At 73.4% G+C, this 15,269-nt stretch carries 13 protein-coding genes; 8 read left to right on the forward strand and 5 right to left on the reverse strand.

Annotated features, from left to right (window positions below; translation table 11 throughout):
* Positions 1-601: 601 nt before the first annotated feature.
* Positions 602-2,107, reverse strand: a complete 1,506-nt coding sequence (locus tag ABD126_RS35435; RefSeq protein WP_343939405.1) for a proline-rich domain-containing protein — start codon at positions 2,105-2,107, stop codon at positions 602-604.
* Entirely contained in the window at positions 2,104-2,517 is a 414-nt protein-coding gene (locus ABD126_RS35440) for a hypothetical protein (protein ID WP_343939407.1), read from the reverse strand. Before ABD126_RS35440 ends, ABD126_RS35435 begins: the two co-directional genes overlap by 4 nt.
* Positions 2,518-2,597: 80 nt before the next feature.
* On the opposite strand from ABD126_RS35440, the gene ABD126_RS35445 reads away from it, so the two are divergent.
* The 4 genes from ABD126_RS35445 to ABD126_RS35460 all read left to right on the forward strand — a co-directional run bounded on the left by ABD126_RS35445 (position 2,598) and on the right by ABD126_RS35460 (position 7,036).
* Entirely contained in the window at positions 2,598-3,371 is a 774-nt protein-coding gene (locus ABD126_RS35445) for an SIR2 family NAD-dependent protein deacylase (RefSeq protein ID WP_343939409.1), read from the forward strand.
* A 61-nt stretch (positions 3,372-3,432) separates the two neighbouring features.
* Positions 3,433-3,987 carry a carbonic anhydrase family protein gene (locus ABD126_RS35450; RefSeq protein WP_343939411.1) on the forward strand — a complete coding sequence of 185 codons (555 nt, stop codon included), beginning with the start codon at positions 3,433-3,435 and terminating at the stop codon, positions 3,985-3,987.
* 78 nt (positions 3,988-4,065) lie between these two features.
* Entirely contained in the window at positions 4,066-5,595 is a 1,530-nt protein-coding gene (locus ABD126_RS35455) for an AMP-binding protein (protein WP_343939413.1), read from the forward strand.
* Between the two features lie 157 nt (positions 5,596-5,752).
* Complete coding sequence (locus ABD126_RS35460) at positions 5,753-7,036, forward strand: NlpC/P60 family protein (protein WP_425542937.1); 1,284 nt, start codon at positions 5,753-5,755, stop codon at positions 7,034-7,036.
* Between the two features lie 52 nt (positions 7,037-7,088).
* Here the strand turns inward: ABD126_RS35460 and ABD126_RS35465 are convergent, their stop codons facing one another.
* The 3 genes from ABD126_RS35465 to ABD126_RS35475 all read right to left on the reverse strand — a co-directional run bounded on the left by ABD126_RS35465 (position 7,089) and on the right by ABD126_RS35475 (position 11,442).
* Positions 7,089-8,123, reverse strand: a complete 1,035-nt coding sequence (locus ABD126_RS35465) for an LCP family protein (RefSeq protein ID WP_343939414.1) — start codon at positions 8,121-8,123, stop codon at positions 7,089-7,091.
* A complete protein-coding gene (locus ABD126_RS35470; protein WP_343939415.1) occupies positions 8,120-8,623 on the reverse strand; it encodes a SigE family RNA polymerase sigma factor in 504 nt (167 codons plus the stop codon). The genes ABD126_RS35465 and ABD126_RS35470 overlap by 4 nt, the downstream gene beginning before the upstream one ends.
* 80 nt (positions 8,624-8,703) lie before the next feature.
* The gene (locus tag ABD126_RS35475; protein WP_343939416.1) at positions 8,704-11,442 is read right to left on the reverse strand and encodes an AfsR/SARP family transcriptional regulator; all 2,739 of its coding nucleotides are present in this window, start codon (positions 11,440-11,442) and stop codon (positions 8,704-8,706) included.
* Between the two features lie 247 nt (positions 11,443-11,689).
* On the opposite strand from ABD126_RS35475, the gene mobA reads away from it, so the two are divergent.
* The 4 genes from mobA (at position 11,690) to ABD126_RS35495 (ending at position 15,231) form a co-directional block, all read left to right on the forward strand.
* Complete coding sequence (gene mobA, locus ABD126_RS35480; protein WP_343939418.1) at positions 11,690-12,220, forward strand: molybdenum cofactor guanylyltransferase; 531 nt, start codon at positions 11,690-11,692, stop codon at positions 12,218-12,220.
* Between the two features lie 73 nt (positions 12,221-12,293).
* Positions 12,294-13,325: an AAA family ATPase gene (locus ABD126_RS35485; RefSeq protein ID WP_343939420.1), complete on the forward strand. Its 1,032-nt coding sequence runs from the start codon at positions 12,294-12,296 to the stop codon at positions 13,323-13,325.
* 59 nt (positions 13,326-13,384) lie between these two features.
* Complete coding sequence (locus tag ABD126_RS35490) at positions 13,385-14,266, forward strand: DUF58 domain-containing protein (protein WP_343939552.1); 882 nt, start codon at positions 13,385-13,387, stop codon at positions 14,264-14,266.
* Positions 14,266-15,231, forward strand: a complete 966-nt coding sequence (locus ABD126_RS35495; RefSeq protein ID WP_343939422.1) for a VWA domain-containing protein — start codon at positions 14,266-14,268, stop codon at positions 15,229-15,231. Before ABD126_RS35490 ends, ABD126_RS35495 begins: the two co-directional genes overlap by 1 nt.
* The last annotated feature ends 38 nt before the right edge of the window (positions 15,232-15,269 follow it).

Below are 15,269 nucleotides of genomic sequence, written 5' to 3' on the forward strand. Positions count from 1 at the left end.
GAAAAGCCCCCTCTTTTTCTTTTCCTCCCCCGGCGGCCTGCCCGCCGGCGAGGCTCTTTTTCTTTCGAGCGCGTCAGCGCGTTTGCGCTGTTCAAGCTCTTGAAGCGCTTTGAGAAACGCGCGTAGCGCTCCCAAGCGAACGCGCTGCGCGCTCGAAAGAAAAGAGCCTCGCCGGCGGGCAGGCCCCCGGAGGGGAAGAGCGTCGGTCTCCCTCCGCACGGCCTACCGGAGGCAACCACAGATCGCCGGGGTCGTCCAAAAAACTTCCGCTCGTTCCTCGCGAAACTTTTTCAGGCCGACCCCGGCGATCTGTGGTTGGGCTGCGCCCAGGCCGTACGGAGGGAGACCGAGGCCCTTCCCGTGGCTAAATAGCCCAAAGGAAAAGCCGCGCCTGCGGCGCGAAGAGCGCGTGAGTGGCGCGAAGAGTGCGTGGGTGGCGCGAAGAGTGCGTGGGTGGCGCGAAGAGTGTGTGGGTGGCGCGAAGAGTGTGTGGGTGGCGCGAAGAGTGTGTTGGTAGTGCGCCGGTGGCGTGGGTGGTGGCTTCGGTGGGCATGAGAAAGCCCCCGCCGGGCTGAGCCTGGCGGGGGCCTTCGCGGGGGTCTTACTTGACCAGCTTGAGCAGCTCGTCGATGTCCTTCGGCTGAAGGCCGCGCATGAGGGTCAGCACGACCTCGCTGTACGTCCGGATCGGGCTGACGTACCACTTGCCGTCCACCTCGACGGCCACGACACCGAGGCCGTCCTTGAGCACCTGCGCGCCGACGCGGGAGATCACGTCGACCGCCGCCGGCGGCACGTCGCGGCCACCCTGCTGCTCCACCAGCTGCGCGATCTCGTCCGCGCAGATCTTCTGGGTCTTCTCGCCCTCGGCCTTGGCGGTGTAGCAGTCGCCGTCGCGGGAGATCTCGCCGCGCTTGCCCTTGACGTCGAGGACCAGCTTCTTGATGGTCAGCTGCTTGCCGCCGGTGACGTCCTTCGAGTCCGTCTCCAGCTCCACCAGCTTCGCGCCGCTGTCGCCCACGCGGCCGGCCTGGTCCAGCAGCACCGGGCCCAGATCCTGGATGACGCCCATCTCGTCCGGCGGGAGCAGGGCGATGACGCCCTCCAGGTCACCGGCCAGCGCCTTCTCCACGATCTGCTTCGCCGCGCCCTCGGCGCTGTCGGCGCCGGCCGCCTTGATGCCCTGCGCGGGCCACTTGAGGTCCTCGTCCTCCAAGTAGGCGTTGGCGATCGTGTAGAACAGCGACGGGTACCACTCGTCGCCGACCTTGATCGTCGCGATGCCGATCGGCTTGCCCTTGCGCTTCTCCTTCTCCTTGGCGAAGTCGAGCGTCTCGGTCTCGGGCTCCTGGTCCAGCTTCGCGCCCAGCGCCTTGACCAGCTTGTCGGTCAGCGGGATCTGCTTGACGTCCGAGGTCACCGTGATCTTGCCCTCGACCACCTTGTTGATGGTCAGGCGGTCGTTGACCTTCTCGGCGGCGGCGTCGTCGAACTTGATGCCCTCGCTCTTGATCTGGACGCCGCTGATCTTCTGCGGGTCCGCGTCCTTCTTCAGGATCTCCAGCCGCTTGGCCTCGTCGACCGTGGCCTCGGTGTAGTCCTTGCTGAGCTTGGCCTCGGCGGGCGCCAGGCCGTTCATGATGCCCAGGACGTCACCGCTGCCCAGCGCGCTGAGCAGGTTGGTCGCCGCGGTGGTCGGGGTCTCCGAGCCCGCCGCCACGTCGGAGCTGCGCAGCGCCTGCACCGTGAAGAACGTGCCCGCGGCCAGCGCGATCACGGCGACGACCGCCGTGATGATCAGGCCCGTGCGCTTCTTCTTCGGCGGCTCGCCGCCCGCGAAGCCGTAGGGCTGCTGCCCGAACGGCTGCTGCGGCCCGCCGAACCCGGGCTGCTGGCCGTACCCCTGCTGGGGGAAGCCCTGCGGACCGGTCTGCGGGAAGCCCTGCTGGGGCTGCGGCCCGGTCTGCGGGTACCCGCCCTGCTGCCCGAAACCGGGCTGCGGCTGCTGCTGCGGGTAACCGCCCTGCTGGCCGAAGCCGGGCTGCGGCTGGCCGTAGGGGTTGTTCTGCGGTGGCCATTCGCCTCCGCCGCCACCTGGGTAGCTCACGGTGCTCCTCCTGGACTCACGATCACGGTGCGGGATTTCGCGGTGAGCACGGTGATCGCACCCGCGACCCCCAGCAACGCACCACCGAGGGTCACCACCGGTCCGGTCAGGGTGATCCCGACCAGTGCTCCCTCGTTGCCCCCTTGGACGGCGGCAAGGGCCGCCACCGTTCCCGCAATCGTGCCAAAAACCAATCCGACGCATGCGGCGAACCGGCGAAGTCGCAGCACCCAGAGCACCACGCACGACACCGCCAAGGGGGTGATCGCCACCCAGACACCCCGCACCACCTCGCCCGCCGCCCCGTCCAACCCGGCGAAACCACGGAACGCGAGCACTTCGTAACTGTTCCGCACCACCGTCCCGGACCGCAGCCACGGCAGGAACGTGCCCGCCACCCCTGTGATCAAGCCGACAACCCCGACGACCGCACCCCACGTCCCTCGCACCGGCTCATGCTCGCAAACCGGCGGCGTGCGAGGGTGGGGGCATGGACGCACGGGGCGCGATGGCCGCCGCGCGGCGGATCACCGTGCTCACCGGGGCCGGGGTCTCGACCGCGTCGGGCATCCCCGACTTCCGCGGGACGTCCGGGCTGTGGACCCGGTTGGGGCGTGAGTACACCCTGGAGAGCTACCTGAGTGACCCGTCCGTGCGACGGGCCGCGTGGCGGTTCCGCGTCGAGCACCCCCTCTGGTCGGCGTCGCCCAACGCGGCGCACCGGGCGATCGCGCGGTTGCAGCGCGTCGGCCGGTTGCGGACGCTGCTCACCCAGAACGTCGACGGCCTGCACCAGCGGGCCGGGTCGTCGGCCGTGGTGGAGCTGCACGGTTCGATGCTGGGGACCGTGTGCGCGGACTGCGGCGCGCTGGGGTCGATGGCGGACGCGGTGGCGCGGGTGCGGGCGGGGGAGGAGGACCCGGACTGCACCACGTGCGGCGGGACGCTGAAGTCCACCGCGGTGGCGTTCGGCGAGCCCCTGGACCCCGACGTGCTGCGGGTGGCGCGGGTGGCCGCGTTGGACTGCGACCTCATGCTGGTGGTCGGGACGTCGTTGATGGTGGAGCCGGCGGCCGGGTTGGTCGGGCTGGCGGCGCAGGCCGGTGCGGTCGTGGTGATCTGCAACGACGAGCCGACCCCTTATGACGGCGTCGCGGCGGCGCTCGTGCGCGGGCCGGTGGAGCAGACCGTGCCGGAGTTGGTGGCCGTGCCCGTGGTGGACTCGGGCCCGGTGCGGACCTGGGGCGACCCGAGCACGTGGTGATCACCCGACGGTGATCGTCTTTCACCCTCTCGGGAAGCCCGGGAGCTGGGACGATGTGCTCATGGGGGAGCAGCAGTCACCGATCAACGTGCGCCGCGCCGTGAAGGCCGCGGTGGACTTCGAAGTGTGCTGGCACGAAGGCCGGTTCGAGGCCGAGCGGGCGGCCCACGGCCACCGCCTGCGGCCGGTCGACGCGCACTGGGTCAAGCTCGACGGCGAGCGCTTCGAGCTGGCCAACGTCCACTTCCACCGGCCCAGCGAGCACTGGGTGAGCGGGCGGCGGTTCGACGCGGAGCTGCACGCGGTCCACGTGCGCGCCGACGACGGGCTGAAGGTGGTGGCGGTGGCCGTCCTGCTGAACCTGGGCGAGCGGGACGGCGCGCAGCCGGCCGAACCGCCGACAACGCTCGACCTGCCCGCGCTGCTGCCCCGTGGCGGGTTCTACCGCTACGAGGGTTCGCTGACCACACCGGACTTCGGCGAGAACGTCAGCTGGGTGGTCATGCGCGACCCGGTCACCCCGCGCGACCCGTTGCGCGGCTTCGTCCTCGCGCACGGCGACCAGGCCCGCGACCCGCAGCCGCTGCACCGCCGGTTCGTGCTGGCCTCCGGCTGAAACCGGTGATTTCGCGCCGGCCACCGGCTGGAACCGGTGAGTAGCCGGGTGTGACGCGGGTCAATAAGGTTCTCCCGTATGCGCGTACCCCTCACAGTCGCCGACTTCCTCTACCGCGCCGAGCACGTCCACGCGGACACCACCGCCACCGTCGACGAACCCGACCAGCCCGCCGCCCCCGTCCCCACCACGACCTACCGCGAGTTCGCCCGCCGGGTCCGCGCCTGGCAGGCCGGGCTGGACGCGCTGGGCGTCGGGGAGGGCGAGCGCGTCGCCGTCGTCAGCCACAACTCCGCCCGCCTGCTCGAACTCCTGCACGCCGTCCCCGCGAGCGGCCGGATCTGCGTGCCGGTCAACTTCCGGCTGCGGCCCGACGAGGTGTCCTACATCGTCGAGCACAGCGGCGCGTCCGTGCTGCTCGTGGACCCCGAGCTGGACCTGGACGGGGTCACCGCCCGCCACCGCTTCACCCTCGGCGAGCAGACCGAAGGGCTCCTGCGCTTCGACACCGAGCCGCGCCCGTGGTCCGAGCCGGACGAGGACGCCACCGCCACGATCAACTACACGTCCGGCACGACGGCCCGGCCCAAGGGCGTCCAGATGACGCACCGCAACATCTGGCTCAACGCCGTCACCTTCGCCATGCACACCCGCGCGTGGGAGCGGGACGTCTACCTGCACGTCCTGCCGATGTTCCACTGCAACGGCTGGGGCATGCCGTTCGGGCTGGCGGGCCTGGGCGTGCCGCAGGTGGTGCTGCGCAAGGTGGACGGCGCGGAGATCCTGCGCCGCGTCCGCGACCACGGCGTCACCCTGATGTGCGGCGCGCCGGCCGTGTGGAACTCCGTGCTGGACGCCGCGCAGGCGTGGGACGGCGAGATCCCCGGCCGCGACAAGGTCCGCATCGTGTGCGCCGGCGCGCCGCCGCCGAGCCGGACCATCGCCCGCGTGGGCGAGGAGCTCGGGTGGGAGTTCCTCCAGCTCTACGGCCTGACCGAGACCTCGCCGCTGCTCACGTTCAACCGCACCCGCCCCGGCGACGACGACCTGCCCGCCGAGGAACGCGCGCGCAAGCTGTCGCGGGCCGGCGCGCCGGGGCTCGGGGTCCGGCTGCGCATCGCCGACAGCGGCGAGGTCATGGCCCGCACCAACAACGTCATGGCCGGCTACTGGGAGAACCCGCGGGCCACCGCGGAGGCGATCGAGGACGGCTGGTTCCACACCGGCGACGGCGGCACGCTCGACGACGAGGGCCACCTGACCATCTCCGACCGCAAGAAGGACGTGATCATCACCGGCGGGGAGAACGTGTCGTCCATCGAGGTCGAGGACGCCCTGTTCAGCCACCCCGCGGTCGCCGAGGCGGCGGTCATCGGCGTGCCGCACGACAAGTGGGGTGAAACGATCAAGGCGCTGGTCGTGCTGGCCGAGGGCGCGCGGGCGACCGAGGCCGAGCTGATCGCCCACTGCAAGCAGCGGCTAGCCGGGTACAAGGCGCCCACGACGGTCGAGTTCCGGGAGGCGATCCCGCGCACCGCCACCGGCAAGGTGCAGAAGTTCAAGCTGCGCGAGCCGTACTGGGCCGATCTGGAGCGCAAGGTCAACTAGCACATACCCGCGGTAAACATCTGTGACCCATGTGGCTGAAGTTCGTGCCGGGTCAATTGGAAACCCTGGTGCTGAAGTGGCACAGTCTCGGAACGTGTCCGTGTGACGCCATTCGGTGGAACGCGGTTCGACCGAGCGGGGTGGGGAGGCGGGTGTCGTGACCCGGTGGGTGATCATCATGGCCGCGGCGCTCGTGCTGTTCCCCGGAGTGGCGGCAGCGGTGCCCCCGCCGCCGCCCAACCCCGGTGACGACCAGATCGGCGCGGCCCGGCGCGAGGCCGACGCCAGGGCCGCCCGGGTCGGGGAGCTGACCGGTCAGCTGACCGCCGCCGAGGCGGAGTTGCAGCGCCTCACCGACGACGTCGCCTACAAGATGGAGCTGGCGAACAAGGCCCGCGTGGACCTGGAGTCCGCGCGGGACGAAGCCGCCAAGGCCCGGCAGGCCGCCGACGCCGCCCGCACCGAGGCCGACGCGGCGAGCCAGGCCGTCGAGACCGCGCGCCGCGACCTGGACGAGTTCGCCGCCGCCAGCTACCAGCAGGGCAGCACGGTCGGGTCGCTGTCGGCGTACCTGGGCGCGTCGAGCCCGGAGGACCTCCTGGCCCGCAACCAGCTGCTCGCGGCGGTCGGCGACGCCAACCTCAACGCGCTGGACGACGTGGAGTGGGCGCGCTCGGAGAAGGCGAACAAGGACGCGGCGGCCCGCGCGGCGCTGGAGGTCGCCGACCGGAAGCAGGCGGCGGCCGACCAGGCCAAGCGCGACGCCGACTCGGCCCACCAGCTCGCCGCGCAGGCGCAGCGGGGCCAGGCGGCGCGGGCGGCGGCGATCGAGGGCGACAAGGCCCGCGTCGAGAGCGAGCTGAGCCAGGCGCTGGGCGCGGTGCAGAGCCTGGAGGGCCAGCGCGCCCAGTACGACCAGTGGGTCGAGCAGAAGCGCCGCGAGGACGAGGAAGCCGCCCGCCAGGCCGCGCTGGCCGCCAAGCCCAGCGCGCCGGTGAACCAGCCGGTGGCCGCGCCCAGCGGCGGCGGCGTGGAAACCGTTGTCGCGCGGGCGATGTCGCAACTGGGCGTGCGGTACTCGTGGGGCGGCGGCAACTACAACGGGCCGACCGTGGGCGTGCGCGACTGGGGCGTGGGCGACTCGTACGGCGACTACTACACCGTCGGCTTCGACTGCTCGGGGTTGATGATGTACGCGTTCGCGGGTGTGGGCGTGTACCTGCAGCACTACAGCGGCTACCAGTACAACTCGGGCCGCAAGGTGCCGTTGGCGCAGATGCGGCGCGGCGACATGCTGTTCTGGGGTCCGGGCGGCGGCACGCACGTGGCCCTGTACCTGGGCGGCGGCATGATGGTGGAGGCCCCGTACTCGGGCTCGTCGGTCCGCGTGGCCCCGGTCCGCTACGGCGGCATCATGCCCTACGCGGTCCGCCTGCTCTGAAAGCCGGCTGTGGCTCGCCACCGGCCGGTGGCGAGCCACAGCGCGAAAGCCGTCAGTCCACGCAGACCGGGCCGCCGCCCGGGGGCGGGGTGGCGCCCGGGGAACCCGCGGGCTGGTCGGCGAAGAACGTGCCGATCAGCTCCCGCACCGCCGCCGGATCCGGGCGCACGACCCTGCCCGCCGTCGGGTGGTCCTCGTCCAGCACCGGGATCGTCGTGGTCCGGATCGGCGCGCCGGCGGTCAGGCCGCGGGCGAAGGCGAGCAGGTCCCAGCCCTCGTCGGTGCGCACGCTCGACCGGATCACGCCCACCAGGCCCGTCACCTTGGCGGTGTCCTCCAGGAAGGACCGGTCGAGCAGCTTCGCGCCCAGGCCGGACAGGAACGCCTGCTGCCGGCGCACCCGGTCCAGGTCGCCGTTGTGGAGGCCGTAGCGCTGGCGCACGAAGTCCAGCGCGCGGTCGCCCGACACGACCTGCCGCCCGGCCGGGAACTCCGCGCCCGTCCGGACGTCCTTCGTCGCCGCGTTCACGCACACCTCGACCCCGCCGACGGCGTCGGCCAGCTCGGCGAACGCGCGCATCTCCACCACGGCGTAGTGGTCGACCGACACCCCGGTCAGCGCTTCCACGGTCCGCGCCACCGCCTGCGCGCCGACTTGGGCACCGCCCGACTCGTGCGCCTTGGTGTAGACCAGCGTGAGCCGCTCCGGGCCCTGGCCCGGCACCTCGACCCACGAGTCGCGGGGCAGCGACACGACGGCCACCCCGGACGGCGTCACCCGGGCCAGCGCGACGCTGTCGGCGTGCGCCGCCTCGTCCAGGCCGACCAGCAGCACGTTCCGCGGCGCGAGCGGGGTCGTGGCGGTCGAGGACGAGCCGGGGCTCGGCGCGGCGTCGCGGGACACCGTCAGCGGCACCACCACCGCCACGGCCGCCGCCGTCACGGTCAGCGCGGCCACCGCGAGCAGCGGTCCCGTGCGGCGGCGGGCCCGGCGGCGGTGCAGTTGGGCCATCACCTCGCGCGCGTCCACCGCCTCGGCGGCCTCGGCCGCGATGGCCTCGCGGATGAGCATCTCCCGATCGGTCACCGAAGCACCTCCACCGGCGTGTTCTCGTTGACGCGCAACGTTTTCAGCGCGCGTGAGATGTGGCTGCGCACGGTGCTCTCCGTGCAGCCGAGCACGGCGGCGATCTCCGCGTCCGTGCTGTCCTCGTAGTAGCGCAGGACCAGCGCCGCCCGCTGCCGGCGCGGCAGCACGGCGATCCGCCGCCGCATGGCGTCGCGCTCCGCGTGCCGCGCGGCGTGGTCGGCGACCGGCGGCGCGACCTCCTCCAGGGCGGCGTGCGAGGCGGACACGTCCCGCGCGGCCCGCCGCCTGCGCCACGAGAGGTACTCGTTGGTCACCATGCGCTTGACGTAGAGGTAGGGCGCGTCCATGGCCGCGATCCGCGCCCACCGGTCCCGGGCGCGCAGCAGCACGTCCTGCACGATGTCGTTCGCCAGGTGCTTGTCGCACGTCATCGCGGTGGCGTAGCGCAAGAGCCGATCAAGTCGATCGGCGACGAACTCGTCGAACCCGTCGCGCACGTCGCCCCCTTCCGCAGTGTTGTCGTTGGCGCCCGGGAAACCCGGCGGGCGCCCCCGCGCGTCCACCGGTGTGACCCGCTTCACTCCCCGAGGGCGGCGCGGACGCGGTCGGCTTCGGCGGTCCGGTGCTGGGCGGTGTGCAGGCGGAGGGCTTCCCGCCACGTGCGGCGGGCCCGGTCGTGCTCGCCCAGGTCGGTCAGGACGTGGCCCAGGCGTTCGAGGGTGTTGGCCTCCTCGTAGGGGTGGCCCAGTTCGCGGAACAGGGCCAGGGCGCGCTCGTAGTGCTCCCGGGAGTCGGCGTGGCGGCCCGTCTGGTGGGCCAGCAGGCCCAGGCTGTCCTGCGTGTTGGCCACGCCCGCCGTGTTGTCCTGCGCGGTGTAGAGGTCCAGGGCCTCGGTCAGCATGGCCTCGGCGCGGTCGGCGTGGCCCAGGTGGGTCGCGTGCCACCCCGCCGCGTTGAGGGCGTCGGCCACGCCCACCTCGTCCTCCAGCCGCCGGTACAGCACCAGGGACTGCTCGCTGTGGTTCAGCGCGGCGGCCGGGTCGCCCCAGTCGCACAGGGACCGGGACAGGGCGTAGTGGGTGTGGGCCTGGGCGAGCAGGTCGCCTGCCCGCTCGGACAGCGCCAGCGCCCGGCGCATGTGGTCCAGGGCCTCGTCGACGCGGCCCAGGTCGTTGGCCGCGTAGCCGAGCAGGCGGTGGGCCCGCGTGCGCACGTCGTGGTCGGACAGCGCTTCCGCCGCCGCCGCGCCCGCCTCCCACACCGCGTACTCGTCGGCCAGCAGGCCCTGGCGGAAGTGGTAGTCGTCCAGGGTCCACGCGAACTGCCACACCGCCTTGTGCCACCCGCGCCGTGCCGCCAGCCGCTGCACGGCCAGCAGGGACTGGTGCTCGACCGCGAACCACTCCCACGGGTCCCCGTCCGGCGGGTCGGGCACGCACCCGGCGGGCGCCTCGTCCAGGGTGATCGGCACCCGGTACGGCTCGGTGACCCGGGTGAACGCGAACGCCGTGTGCAGGAGGAAGTCGACCAGCCGGCGTTCGGCCGCCTCCGCCTCGGGGCACTCGGCCGCGAGTTCCGCCGCGTACAGGCGCAGCAGGTCGTGCAGCCGGAACCGGTCCGGCGCGTGCTGCTGCACCAGGTGCGCCGCGGTCAGCTCGCGCAACGCCGCCAGCGCGCGCGAGCGCGGCAGACCGGTCAGCGCGGCGGCGGCCGACAGACCGATGTCGGGCCCCGGCACCGCGCCCAGCAGCCGGAACACCCGCGCCGTCGGCTCCGGCAGCGCCCGGTAGGACCACGAGAACACCGCGTCCAGACCGGACCCCGGCTCGCCGGTGTCCAACGCGGCCAGGCCGATCGACCGCAGTTCCCGCGCCCACACCGCGAGCGGGAACGTCGGGTGCGCCGCCGCGCGCGCCGCCGTGATCGCCAGCGCCAGCGGCAGGCCCGCGCAGCACGCCACCAGCTCGGCCACCGCGTCCGGCTCGGCCGCCACGCGGTCCGCGCCCAGGTGCCGGGCCAGCAGGTCGCGCGCCTCGGCGTCGCCGAGCACGTCCAGCTCCACGGTGTGCGCGCCGTGCCCGGTCACCAGCCCCGGCAGCCGCCGCCTGCTGGTCACCACCACCGCGCACGTCGGGCTGCCCGGCAGCAGCGGCGCGACCTGCGCCGAGTCGGCCGCGTTGTCCAGCAGCACCAGCAGCCGCCGCCCGGCCACCAGGCTCCGGTACAGCGCGGCCCGCGCGTCCACGTCGGCGGGCACGGCGGAGGCCGCCACGCCCAGCGCCTCCAGGAACCCGCGCAACGCCACCTCGGGCGGCACCGGGTCGCCGGCCGGCGCGAAACCACGCAGGTTGACGTGCAGCTGGCCGTCCGGGAACCGGTCCAGGTGCTGGTGCGCCCAGTGCAGCGCGAGCCACGTCTTGCCGATGCCGCCCGCGCCGCCGACCACCGACACCGGCACCCCGTCGCCCACGTCCAACGCCTTGGTCAGCCGGGCCAGGTCGTCGCCGCGCCCGGTGAACAGCCGGGGCGCGGCGGGCAGCTGCCGGGGGACGGCCGTCCGGTCGGCGGGCTCCGGCGCGGCGGGCGACCAGTCCAGCGCCGGGTCGGCGGTGAGCACCTGCCGGTGCAGCTCGCGCAACGCCGGCCCGGGGTCGGCGCCCAGCTCGTCGGCCAGCGTGCGGCGGACGAGCTCGTAGTGGCCCAGCGCGTCGGCCTGCCGCCCCGCCCGGTACAGCGCGGTGAGCAGCTGCGCGGCCAGCCGCTCGTCCAACGGCCGTTCGCCGGCGCGGACCAGCAGCCGGGGCAGCACCTCGTCGTGGCGGCCCGACCGCAGCGCCAGGTCGGCGTGGTCGAGCTCGGCGGCGGTCCGCTCGGTGTGCAGCGCCGAGCGCACGGCGGTCAGCCACTCCGTGTCCAGACCGGTGAACGCCTCACCCCGCCACAGCCCCAGCGCCTCCTCCAGCAGGGCGAACGCCTCGTCGTCGGACCCGGCGGCCCGCGCCGCCGCGGTCAGCCGGCGGAACCGGTGCAGGTCCACCGCGTCCTCGTCGACCGCGAGCAGGTAGCCGCCGGACCGGCGTTCCAGGGTGAAGTCCGGTTCGAGGGCGCGCCGCAGCCGCGCCAGGTAGGTGTGCAGGGTGTTGCGGGCGCGCGGGGACGCCTCCGCCCCCCACACCCGGGACACGAGCACGTCCGCCGGCACCACCCGGTTCGCGTCCACCACCAGCGCCACCAGCACGCACTGCTGACGGGCGTGTCCCACCTCCACCGGACGGCCCCGCGACCACGCGCCCACCGAGCCCAAGACCGTGAACACCCAACCCCCTGTCGACCACTGCGACCTGCGGATTCAAGGATCGTTCCACAATCGCGCCATACGCTGCCGACATCCTGTCAACGCGGTCGAACCCGACGGGGAAGGGCGGGGGCGGCGGCACGCGGCCCACGTCCGACCCGGGGGGCACGTGGTTCGGCCGGTCGCATGGCGGGACCGGGGGGGAAGAGGTGTCGTCGGGAACCCGCGTTCCCGACGACACCTGGCCCCGGATGTGATGATCGAGCCCGTGGACGACGCGTGGGACGCCGTGGTGCTGGCCGGCGGGCGGGGCAGTCGGCTCGGCGGGGTGGACAAGGCCGCGGTCGAGGTCGGCGGGCGGACCCTGCTGGACCACGCGCTGGACGCCGTGCGCGGCGCGCGCCGGATCGTGGTCGTGGGGCCGCGGCGGCCCGTGCCGGGGATCGTGTGGACGCGCGAGGAGCCGCCCGGCGGGGGACCGGTGGCGGGGCTGGCCGCCGGGATCGCGCTGGTGACCGCGCCGCGCGTGGTGGTGCTGGCCGTGGACCAGCCGGGCGTCACCGCCGCCACCGTGGCCCGGCTGGTGGCGGTGGGGCAGTCCGCGGTGCTGGTCGACCGCGATGGCCGTGAGCAGTGGCTGACCGGGGTCTGGCGCACCGACGACCTGCGCGCCGCCCTGCCGGCGGACCCGCGCGACCGGTCGGTGCGGTCCGTCGTCGCCGCCCTGCTCCCCGTCCGGGTCGCCGGTTCACCCGAAGAGACCAGCGACGTGGACACGCCGGGTGATCTCGGGCGTTAGGGCCCCTTCACAAGCGCCACACCGCCGACAGGGAAGACTTGGGACCGTCGCACAACCCCGTCGAGGAGGACCGTTGTCCGAGCCCGCCGCCGAGGCGCCCAACACGCCGGCTCGTGACGCCCAGTTGCTCGAACGCACCGTGTTCGAGGTCAAGCGGGTGATCGTCGGCCAGGACCGGCTGGTCGAGCGCATGCTCGTCGGCCTGCTGGCCAAGGGGCACCTGCTGCTCGAAGGCGTGCCCGGCGTGGCGAAGACCCTGGCCGTGGAGACGTTCGCGAACGTCGTCGGCGGCTCGTTCTCGCGCGTCCAGTTCACCCCGGACCTGGTGCCCGCCGACATCCTCGGCACCCGCATCTACCGGCAGGGCAGCGAGAGCTTCGACGTCGAACTCGGCCCGGTCGTGGCCAACTTCGTCCTCGCCGACGAGATCAACCGCGCGCCCGCCAAGGTGCAGAGCGCGATGCTGGAGGTCATGGCCGAGCGGCACGTGTCGATCGGCGGCCGGACCTTCCCCATGCCGACCCCGTTCCTGGTGCTGGCCACCCAGAACCCCATCGAGAACGAGGGCGTCTACCCGCTGCCCGAGGCGCAGCGCGACCGCTTCCTGTTCAAGATCCAGGTCGAGTACCCGACCGCGGAGGAGGAGCGGGAGATCGTCTACCGGATGGGCGTCGAGCCGCCGGTCCCGCACCAGGTGCTCAGCCCCGAGGAGCTGGTCCGCCTACAGGGCGTGGCGTCCAAGGTGTTCGTGCACCACGCGCTGGTCGACTACGTGGTGCGGCTGGTCATCGCCACCCGCGCGCCCAAGGAGCACCAGCTCACCGACGTCGCCGGCTGGGTCGCCTACGGCGCCTCGCCGCGCGCCTCGCTGGGCATCATCGCCGCCGCCCGCGCGCTGGCCCTGGTCCGCGGCCGGGACTACGTGCTGCCCCAGGACGTCGTGGACGTGGTGCCCGACGTGCTGCGGCACCGGCTCGTGCTGTCCTACGACGCGCTGGCCGACGGCGTGCCGCTGGACCACATCATCACGCGGGTGCTCCAGACCGTGCCGCTGCCGCAGGTCTCCGCCCGTCCGCAGGCGCCGCAGCCCGCGGGTAGGCCGTGACCTCCGAAGAGCCCTCGGCGCGGCCCACCTGGGCCCCGCCGGTCCTGCACGGCGGTCGCATGGAGGCCGCGCTGCGCACCCTGGAGCTGGAGGTCCGCCGCCGGCTGGACGGTCTGTTGCAGGGCAACCACCTGGGCCTGGTCCCCGGGCCGGGGTCCGAACCCGGCGAGGCCCGGCCCTACCAGCCCGGCGACGACGTGCGCCGGATGGACTGGGCGGTCACCGCGCGCACCACCGTGCCGCACATCCGCGAGACGGTGGCCGACCGCGAGCTGGAGACGTGGGTCGCGATCGACCTGTCCCCGTCGCTGGACTTCGGCACCGCCGTGTGCGAGAAGCGCGACCTGGTCGTGGCCGCCACGGCGGCCGTGGCCCACCTGACCCGCGGCGGCGGCAACCGGATCGGCGCGCTGGTGTCCACCGGCGAGAAGCTCGTCCGCGTGCCCGCCCGGGGCGGGTTGGCGCACGCGCGCGGCCTGATCCGCAAGGTGGCCGAGACGCCCCGTGCGCCCGAGGGCACCCGCGGGTCGCTGGCCGAGCTGGTGGAGCAGCTGCGCCGGCCGCCGCGTCGGCGCGGCCTGGTCGTGGTGATCTCGGACTTCCTGGGCGGCACGGAGTGGCAACGCCCGCTGCGCGCCCTGTCCGCGCGGCACGACCTGGTGGCCATCGAGGTCGTGGACCCGCGCGACATCGACCTGCCGGAGGTCGGGACCGTCGTGCTGGCCGACCCGGAGACCGGCCGGCAGCGCGAGGTCGTGGCCTCGCCGTTGCTGCGCCGGGAGTTCGCGGCGGCGGCGGCCGAGCACCGCGCGGCGGTGGCGGCGGGCCTGCGCCAGGCCGGCGCCGGGCACCTGGTCCTGCGGACCGACTCGGACTGGATCGCCGACACCGTGCGCTTCGTGGTGGCCCGCAAGCGCCGCTGGTCGGGAGGGGTGGCCTGATGAGCTTCTCGGGTTTCACCGCGCCGTGGTGGTTCCTGCTGCTGATCGCGGTGTTCGCCGTGGCGGCGCTGTACGTGGTGATCCAGCGGGTGATGCGCAAGCGGATGCTGCGCTTCGCCAACCTGTCCATGCTGGAGAAGGTCGCCCCGAAGAAGCAGGGCTGGTGGCGGCACGCGCCGGCGGCGGTGCTGCTGGTGGCGTTCATCCTGCTGACGGTCGCGCTGGCCGGCCCGACCGCCGAGCAGAAGGTGCCGCGCAACCGGGCGACGGTGATGCTGGTGATCGACACGTCGCTGTCGATGAAGGCGACCGACGTCCAGCCGTCGCGGCTGGAGGCGGCGCAGGTGGCGGCCAAGTCGTTCGCGGACGGGTTGACGCCGGGGATCAACCTCGGGCTGATCTCGTTCGCCGGCAGCGCCACGGTGCTGGTCGCCCCGACCACCGACCGCGGCGCGGTGACGCAGAGCATCGACGGGTTGAAGCTGGCCCAGGCCACGGCCACCGGCGACGCGATCGTGGCCGCGCTGGCGGCGATCGACTCGTTCGGCAAGGTCGTGGGCGGGGCCGACGGGCCGCCGCCGGCGCGGATCGTGCTGATGACCGACGGCAAGGAGACGGTCGGCACGCGGCGGGCGTTCGACGCGGCCGAGGACGCCAAGAAGGCCGGCATCCCGATCTCCACCATCTCGTTCGGCACCGAGGACGGCGTGGTCGAGATCGAGGGGCGGCGGCAGGAGGTGCCCGTGGACGACGACTCCATGAAGGAGATCGCGAAGCTGTCCGGGGGCGAGTTCTTCAAGGCCGCCAGCGCCGAGGAGCTGCGCCGGGTCTACGACACGTTGGGCGAGCAGATCGGGTACGAGAAGAAGCAGTCCGACGCCAGCAGGCCGTGGGTGGTCCTCGGGACCCTCGCCGGGCTGCTCGCCGTCGCCGGCGCTCTCCTGCTCGGGCAGCGCTTGCCCTGAGGCCGGGCGCTCCAGCCGCCGCCCGCCGGTTCGCGCGA

This window comes from Saccharothrix mutabilis subsp. mutabilis, assembly GCF_039521145.1.
In the GTDB taxonomy this organism is placed as follows: Bacteria; Actinomycetota; Actinomycetes; order Mycobacteriales; family Pseudonocardiaceae; genus Actinosynnema; species Actinosynnema mutabilis.

Bases quoted from the DNA above. Each gene is read 5' to 3' on its own strand.
- ABD126_RS35495 (WP_343939422.1), top strand. From the start codon at position 14,266: ATGAGCTTCTCGGGTTTCACCGCGCCGTGGTGGTTCCTGCTGCTGATC.
- ABD126_RS35450 (WP_343939411.1), top strand. From the start codon at position 3,433: ATGGGGGAGCAGCAGTCACCGATCAACGTGCGCCGCGCCGTGAAGGCC.
- ABD126_RS35490 (WP_343939552.1), top strand. From the start codon at position 13,385: ATGGAGGCCGCGCTGCGCACCCTGGAGCTGGAGGTCCGCCGCCGGCTG.
- ABD126_RS35455 (WP_343939413.1), top strand. From the start codon at position 4,066: ATGCGCGTACCCCTCACAGTCGCCGACTTCCTCTACCGCGCCGAGCAC.
- ABD126_RS35445 (WP_343939409.1), top strand. From the start codon at position 2,598: ATGGACGCACGGGGCGCGATGGCCGCCGCGCGGCGGATCACCGTGCTC.